The following is a 6,086-nucleotide window of genomic DNA, read 5'->3' as shown; positions in this document are numbered from 1 at the left end:
CCGTTCAGCAGGCGGGGCAGATTGGGGGATGAGGGATCCACTCCACCTGGGCGGGCTGGAAGAGGGGCGAGTGCTGATGGGCTTTGACCCGGGGCGGGACAAGTGCGGCCTTGCCGTGGTGCAAGTTCAGCCGGCGTGGCAGATCTTGCATCGGGAGGTGGTCTTGGCGGGGGAGGCCTTGGCCAGGTTGCAGGCCCTCTGGCAACAGTTTGGGGCGGAGCGGCTCATCCTGGGAAATCAGACAACGGCGCGAGGCTGGAAACAGCAACTGCAGTCGCTCCTCCCACCCCAACAGATCGTTCTGGTGGACGAGAGGCACAGCTCCCAAGAGGCCCGTCAGCGCTACTGGGATTTTTACCCACCGCGGGGATGGGAGCGGCTGTTGCCGAAGGGAATGCGGGTGCCGGACAAGGCTTACGATGATCTGGTGGCCCTGATTCTGGTGGAGCGGTACTGGCGTGGGCAAGCAAGGGCTGAGCCGACGTGAATTTCTATACGGGATCCTGCTGGGGCTGGCGGTGGCCGGCTGTGGCGGGCCTAGGGGCTCTCTGCCCCTCATTCTCGCCCTTAAACAAGGGATCCCAGCCAGCTTGGTGAACGAGTTTCGCCGCCGCACCCAGGTTCCCTTTCGGCTGCAACTGTTGGACGAGCGGGCCCAGTTGCTGGCCTACCTGCGGCAGAGCGTCCAGCCGCCTGAGCCGGCCTGGTGGGATCCGGGGAGATGGTTCCGGTGGCAGCCGTCAGCAGCGGCCCTGAGCCTGTTGGGAGCTGACGCCTTGGATCGGGCCATTGCTGCCGGTTGGCTGGATCCCTTGCCACCTGACCTCTTGGGGGAACGATGGCAGCACTTGGATCCCCGCTGGCAGGCTGCTGCCCGGCGAGAGGGGCAGATCTGGGGCGTGCCCTGGCGCTGGGGGGTAACGGCCATTGCCTACCGCCGCGACCGGGTGAGCAACCCCATCCGGGACTGGGCGGATCTGTGGCGGCCTGAGCTGGCCGGGAAGCTCACCCTACCGGATCACCCCCGGGAGGTGATCGGGCTCGTCCTCAAAAAGCTGGGCCGCTCCTACAACGATCCCCTCGATCCCGAAGAGGCCGAACTGCGGCGAGAGCTGGGATCCCTGCACCGCCAGGTTCTGGCCTATACTTCCGCCGACTACTTGCCCATGTTGCGCCTGGCCGATAGCTGGGTGGCTGTGGGCTGGTCGCAGGATCTCTACGTCACCCAGGCCAACTACCCCGAGCTGGAGGTGGTGATCCCGGCTTCGGGATCCGCCATCTGGTGGGATGTCTGGGTGCGGCCTCATAGAGCTCACAACGCTTCCCCAGAGCTGGAAGGATCCCTGCTGGCCGACTGGATTGACTTCGTCCTAACCCCAGAGTTCGTCCCCCGCCTGGTGAACTTGAGCGGGATCGCTTCGGTTTTGCCGCTGGATTGGGCCCAACTCCCCCCTCGGCTGCGTCGCAGGGCTGACTTCCAGCCTTCTACCTGGGAGCGCGGCGAGATTTGGCGGCCTCTGAGCTCCGCCGAAGCTGAGTCCTATCTTCGCCTCTGGGATCAGATGCGGCGCGGCCTCCTGTAGCCTGGCTTTTCCCAACCCCGGCGGCCAAAGTGTGAGAACCCGCAAGTCTGGGGGTAACTGGGATCCTCTACTTGCCCTTTTTGCTCTTTTTGCCCGGTTTGGGTTTCTCCTCGGCTGCAGCGGCCTGTTCCGGTTGCAAGCCAGTAGGGGCTGTGGCCGCCTCTGCAGAAGGCTCAACCGCCTCAGAGATCCCAGACACCTCTGCTTCTACAGAAGGGAGAGCTGCCTGCGGCTCTGTTGCGACCTCCCCCTCGGCTTTCGTATCGACAGGAGGCTCAACTGCCCCAGGGATCCCAGATCCCTCTGCTTCTGGCCTCTCGGCCTCAAACTCCGCCTCCGGCACCGATGTGCCAGGCGATTCAGCCCTCTCTTGCCAGTCTTCACCCTCAGAGCTGCCAGAGAGGGTGGGATTCCCTTCGCTATCGACCCAGTTGACTGTGGTCTGAGCCTTCAGCCAGGCCATCACTTTGTTGGTCAGCAGATCTTCGTGAACGACTTGGCGTACTCGCTCCCGATCCAGCTTCTGCCCTTGCTGGGCGTAGGCCGCCATCACCTCTTCCACCTCGGCTTCCAATTCGTTGGGGCCTACGGCAATCTGCTCCTGCCGGACAATGGCACTGAGAGCCAAGGTGCGCCGCAGCCGGTTGATGGCCTCAGGCCGGTAGCGCTCCATCCACTGGTTAAGGGTTTCGGGCGGCATTTGGGACAAGAGCTTGCGGATCTCTCCCGGCGTGACCCCTTGCTGCTGCTGCAGCGACTGAAGGCTTTGGGCCAACAGTTGTGTCGTTTCTTGCTCGACTAGGGTCTCCGGCAGATCCACCTCAGTGGTTTCCAAGATGGCGTTGAGGATGGCCGTCTCCAGGTTTTCCTCAGATTGCCTGAGAGCATCTTGTTCGAGGCGCTTTTGCAGGTGTTCCCGCAGCTCGGCCACCGTCTGAAACTCGCTGATCTCCTGTACAAAGGCGTCATCCAGCTCCGGCAGCTCTTTGGTCTTGATCTCTTTGAGGCAGACGGTGAACGTAACTGTTTTCCCGGCCAACTCTTTTCTGAAGTAATCGTCGGGGAAAGTGGCTGTGATCTCCTTGGTTTCGTCGAGCTGCATGCCGACAACGCCCGCCACAAAACCGGGGATGAAGTTCTCCTCTTTGAGCTCCAACTGAAAGTCTTGGGCGGCGATCTCCTCCAGGGGATTGCCCTCGGCGTCGCGAGCTTGAAAATCGATCACCACCACATCCCCCAACTGGGCGGGCCGATCTTCTACGGGCAGGAGGGTGGCCCGCTGATCCCGCCACCGGTCGATGAGCTGGTCGACCTGTTCGGGCTTGACGGTGACGCGGGTGGCCGTGACGGTTAGACCTTTGTATTGGCCGACGCGGGCTTCGGGGTACACCTCCACATACCCTGAGAAGCTGAAATCGGCTTCCGGGTTGAAGCGATCGAGAAGCTGCTCCACCTTGTCGTCCAGCTCGAAGCGACTGATGGGACGCAGTTGGGTGTCCTTGAGCGCCTGTTGGATGGCCTCGTTGATCAGGTCATCGACGGCACTGGCCATGACGCGCTCGCGGCCCACCTGGCGCATCACCAGGTTGCGGGGGGCCTTGCCCTTGCGAAAGCCGGGGATCTGGATGTTCCGCTCCAGTTGGCGCAAGGTTTTTTCGTAGGAGCGCTTCACCTGGTCGGCTTCTACCACGATTTTGAGGCCAACCCGGCTGCCAGGGCGTTTTTCTTGTGTAACCTGCATAGGAAGTGATGGACTAGTGGAAGAGGCCGTTAGAAGTTCAATTCTACCCCAACCGCTTGGGGATCGACGGGATCCATACGGGGCAGTTCTAGGCAGGGGATCCCTCGGTGGCCACTTCTTTCACCTCCTGGATGTCCTCTTGGGGTTCGGCGCGCTTGCTGGGGGGCAGTTGCTTGACCTTGGCTTCCAGCTCCACCACCATTTCCTTGAGCTCGGTGATGGTGACTTCCTTCTCCTGCAGTTGCCGATTTTTTTCGCGGGCTTCGATGCTGAACTGGATACGCATCCAGAGGCTATACAGCCAGGCAAGGGCGGCCCCGATCCCGGCAGAAGCCAACAGTTCAATCACCAGCGGGCTTTCGATGGTGACTCCGGGGGCGAAGTTAATCGTGACTGGGGTGGCGTTTTGCATGGCAAAAAGAGCGATTCCCAGGAGGGCCGAGAACAGGATCAGGTAGTTGAACAGTTGCATGATTTTCTCCTTCGAGGGATCCACGACGGCTTGCCAGCACCAGAATACCCACAAACGGGGGTTGATTTGTTGGCCCAAGAGATCTCAGAAGAACCAGCCATAGCTGTGTAAGCCTTTGCCCAGAAAGTTCACCCCCAGATAACACACCCAAACCACCCCAAAGCCCAAGCTGGCCAAGAGGGCGGGGCGCCTGCCCTGCCAGCCTTTGGTGATGCGGGCGTGCAAATAGGCGGCAAAGACCAACCAGGTAATCAAAGCCCAGGTTTCTTTGGGATCCCAGCTCCAGTAGGTGCCCCAGGCTTCGTTGGCCCAGACGGCGCCGGCAATGATGCCGATGGTGAGCAGCGGGAACCCCAGCCCGATTAGCCGGTAGCTGGTGTTGTCTAAGATTTCCGCCAGGCTCAGCCGTTGCCAAGCGATCGCTTCGTTGGGTGCCGGTTGGGGAAGAGGTTCAGCCGGTCGGGGGGAGCGGATCCCGGCGTAGACCAGTTCTGCAGCAGGAGATGGCAGGGTGGCTTCTGTCCATTCCGGGTGGGTTGCAGGCTGAGAGGGGCGAAATTGCAGGCCGAGGGAGTTGCCCTTTAACTGAACTTCCTGGCCGCGGGTGACGATGAGAAAAGTGATGGCCAAAAGGGATCCCACCAAGAGGGCTGCGTAGGCCAGCAGCATCACAGTTACGTGCATCATCAGCCAGTTGGATTGCAAAGCCGGCACCAGTGGCTGGGCCGCCTGCATATCTTCCGGCAGGGCCAGGGCGGCAAAGGCCACAATGCCTGTCGCCAGCGGGGCGGTCGTCACCCCCACCCAACGGCTACGAGTCCAGTGGAGAGCCAGCAGGTGCAAGGTGGTGATCCCCCAGGCCAAGAAAAACAAAGACTCGTACAAGTTACTCAAGGGGAAATAGCCGGCATCGATCCAGCGGGCCGTCAGCAGGGCGGCGATCGTCAAGTTTGCCCCGATCATCCCCGCCAAGCCCAGCTCAGACAGAAGCTGCACCTGGGGAAACGCTGCCCCCCCCCAGTAAAACAGCATGGCCCCCAAACAGACAGCAAAGGCCATGTTGTTGAGTAAAGCCTGCCACTGAGCTAGATCCAAGCCTGCAAAAGCCGTTATCGCCAACCAAGCCATACCTGACCTCAAAAGTTCTCCTGACCCCGCTTGGGCCAGACCGCTGATCCCATTCTAGGGTGGGGGAGGGGATCTTCCCCAAAGGACACATGCTGGTAATGTGGGGATGGCTTATCTGCTGCTCGGCAGGATACCGAAAGTGTTGGGATGTGAGGCTCATGCAAGGACACGCGGGAAAGGCCAGAACCTGGAGATGGGGATGGTGGATGGCTCTGGTGGCAGCTCTTGTGCTGGTCGCTTGCGGTGGATCCCCGCCTGAACAGCCCCAGGAACAGCTACCTCAGCTCGAGCGGGTACCAGTGCCGCCGGAGATTGCCAAGCTGGATGCCCACTTGGAGCACTGCCGTCCGCGGGTGCAGATCCTCAGCCCTAAGCCGGGTGAGGTGTTGTCGGAGCGGCAAGTAACCGTTCGCTTTGCAGTGCAGGGGTACCCGCTTTTTAAGGATCCGCAACTGGGCCTCGGCCCCCATTTGCACGTAGTGCTGGACAACCGGCCCTACATCGCCCATTACGATGCCGATGCTCCCCTTGTTTTTGAGGATTTGGAGCCGGGATCCCATACTCTGCGGGTGTTTGCCGGCAAGCCCTGGCACGAGAGCTTTAAAAACTCCGAGGCCTACGCCCAAGTCAGCTTCCATGTGCTAGCGCCTACGCCGGAGTATGTGCCGCAGCCGCACCTGCCTTTGCTCACCTACAACCGCCCCACCGGCAGCTACGGTGCCGAGCCGATCCTGGTGGACTTTTGGCTGGCCAACGCCCCGGTACGCGAGAGTCTGCTGACCGACCTGCCGCGGGATTGGCGCATCCGCTACACCCTCAACGGTCAGTCCGGCCTGCTGGATCGCTGGGAGTCTTTTTACTTGAAGGGCTTGAGGCCCGGTCGCAATGTGATGGTGGTGGAACTGGTGGACAGCAAAGGGGATCCCATCCGCAACGTGTTCAACAGCGCTGCCCGCGAGATCACCTACACCCCCGGCGGCCAAGACACTCTCTCCAAGCTGATCCGCGGCGAGCTGAAAGCGGAAGAGGCCCTGGCCATTGTGCAGCCCCAGCCCACACCCACACCCAGTCTCATAAACACATCTCCGCGCCCACGACACTAGGCATGAGGTCGTATGCCGTCGTGGGGTTGGAAAAAAAGGAGGGGGGGGGGGGGGGGGGG

Annotated in this window: 6 protein-coding genes; 3 read left to right on the top strand and 3 right to left on the bottom strand. The window is 61.4% G+C overall.

Annotation, left to right across the window (positions count from 1 at the left end; translation table 11 throughout):
- Positions 1 to 28 precede the first annotated feature (28 nt).
- On the top strand, positions 29 to 487 hold the full coding sequence (locus tag NW845_RS12025) for a pre-16S rRNA-processing nuclease YqgF (RefSeq protein ID WP_414366492.1): 459 nt from the start codon (positions 29 to 31) through the stop codon (positions 485 to 487).
- Positions 459 to 1,583: an extracellular solute-binding protein gene (locus tag NW845_RS12020; RefSeq protein ID WP_414366493.1), complete on the top strand. Its 1,125-nt coding sequence runs from the start codon at positions 459 to 461 to the stop codon at positions 1,581 to 1,583. The genes NW845_RS12025 and NW845_RS12020 overlap by 29 nt, the downstream gene beginning before the upstream one ends.
- Positions 1,584 to 1,650: 67 nt before the next feature.
- Here NW845_RS12020 and tig read toward each other — a convergent pair whose 3' ends face one another.
- The 3 genes from tig to ccsB all read right to left on the bottom strand — a co-directional run bounded on the left by tig (position 1,651) and on the right by ccsB (position 4,891).
- Positions 1,651 to 3,324, bottom strand: coding sequence for a trigger factor (tig, locus tag NW845_RS12015; RefSeq protein ID WP_414378702.1), 1,674 nt, complete (start codon positions 3,322 to 3,324; stop codon positions 1,651 to 1,653).
- A gap of 88 nt (positions 3,325 to 3,412) precedes the next feature.
- Positions 3,413 to 3,796 (bottom strand): LapA family protein, encoded by a 384-nt coding sequence (locus tag NW845_RS12010; protein WP_414366497.1) that lies wholly within the window; start codon positions 3,794 to 3,796, stop codon positions 3,413 to 3,415.
- An 84-nt stretch (positions 3,797 to 3,880) separates the two neighbouring features.
- Positions 3,881 to 4,891, bottom strand: a complete 1,011-nt coding sequence (ccsB, locus tag NW845_RS12005) for a c-type cytochrome biogenesis protein CcsB (RefSeq protein WP_414335454.1) — start codon at positions 4,889 to 4,891, stop codon at positions 3,881 to 3,883.
- A 239-nt stretch (positions 4,892 to 5,130) separates the two neighbouring features.
- On the opposite strand from ccsB, the gene NW845_RS12000 reads away from it, so the two are divergent.
- Positions 5,131 to 6,027 carry a hypothetical protein gene (locus NW845_RS12000; RefSeq protein WP_414378701.1) on the top strand — a complete coding sequence of 299 codons (897 nt, stop codon included), beginning with the start codon at positions 5,131 to 5,133 and terminating at the stop codon, positions 6,025 to 6,027.
- Positions 6,028 to 6,086 lie beyond the last annotated feature (59 nt).

The sequence above is a fragment of the Synechococcus sp. H60.2 genome (genome assembly GCF_047462315.1).
Lineage (GTDB): Bacteria > Cyanobacteriota > Cyanobacteriia > Thermostichales > Thermostichaceae > Thermostichus.
The sequence above is the reverse complement of the archived record's forward strand: the minus strand, read 5'-3'. Positions and strand labels throughout refer to the sequence as shown.

Bases quoted from the DNA above. Each gene is read 5' to 3' on its own strand.
- NW845_RS12025 (WP_414366492.1), top strand. From the start codon at position 29: ATGAGGGATCCACTCCACCTGGGCGGGCTGGAAGAGGGGCGAGTGCTG.
- tig (WP_414378702.1), bottom strand. From the start codon at position 3,324: ATGCAGGTTACACAAGAAAAACGCCCTGGCAGCCGGGTTGGCCTCAAA.
- NW845_RS12010 (WP_414366497.1), bottom strand. From the start codon at position 3,796: ATGCAACTGTTCAACTACCTGATCCTGTTCTCGGCCCTCCTGGGAATC.
- NW845_RS12000 (WP_414378701.1), top strand. From the start codon at position 5,131: ATGGCTCTGGTGGCAGCTCTTGTGCTGGTCGCTTGCGGTGGATCCCCG.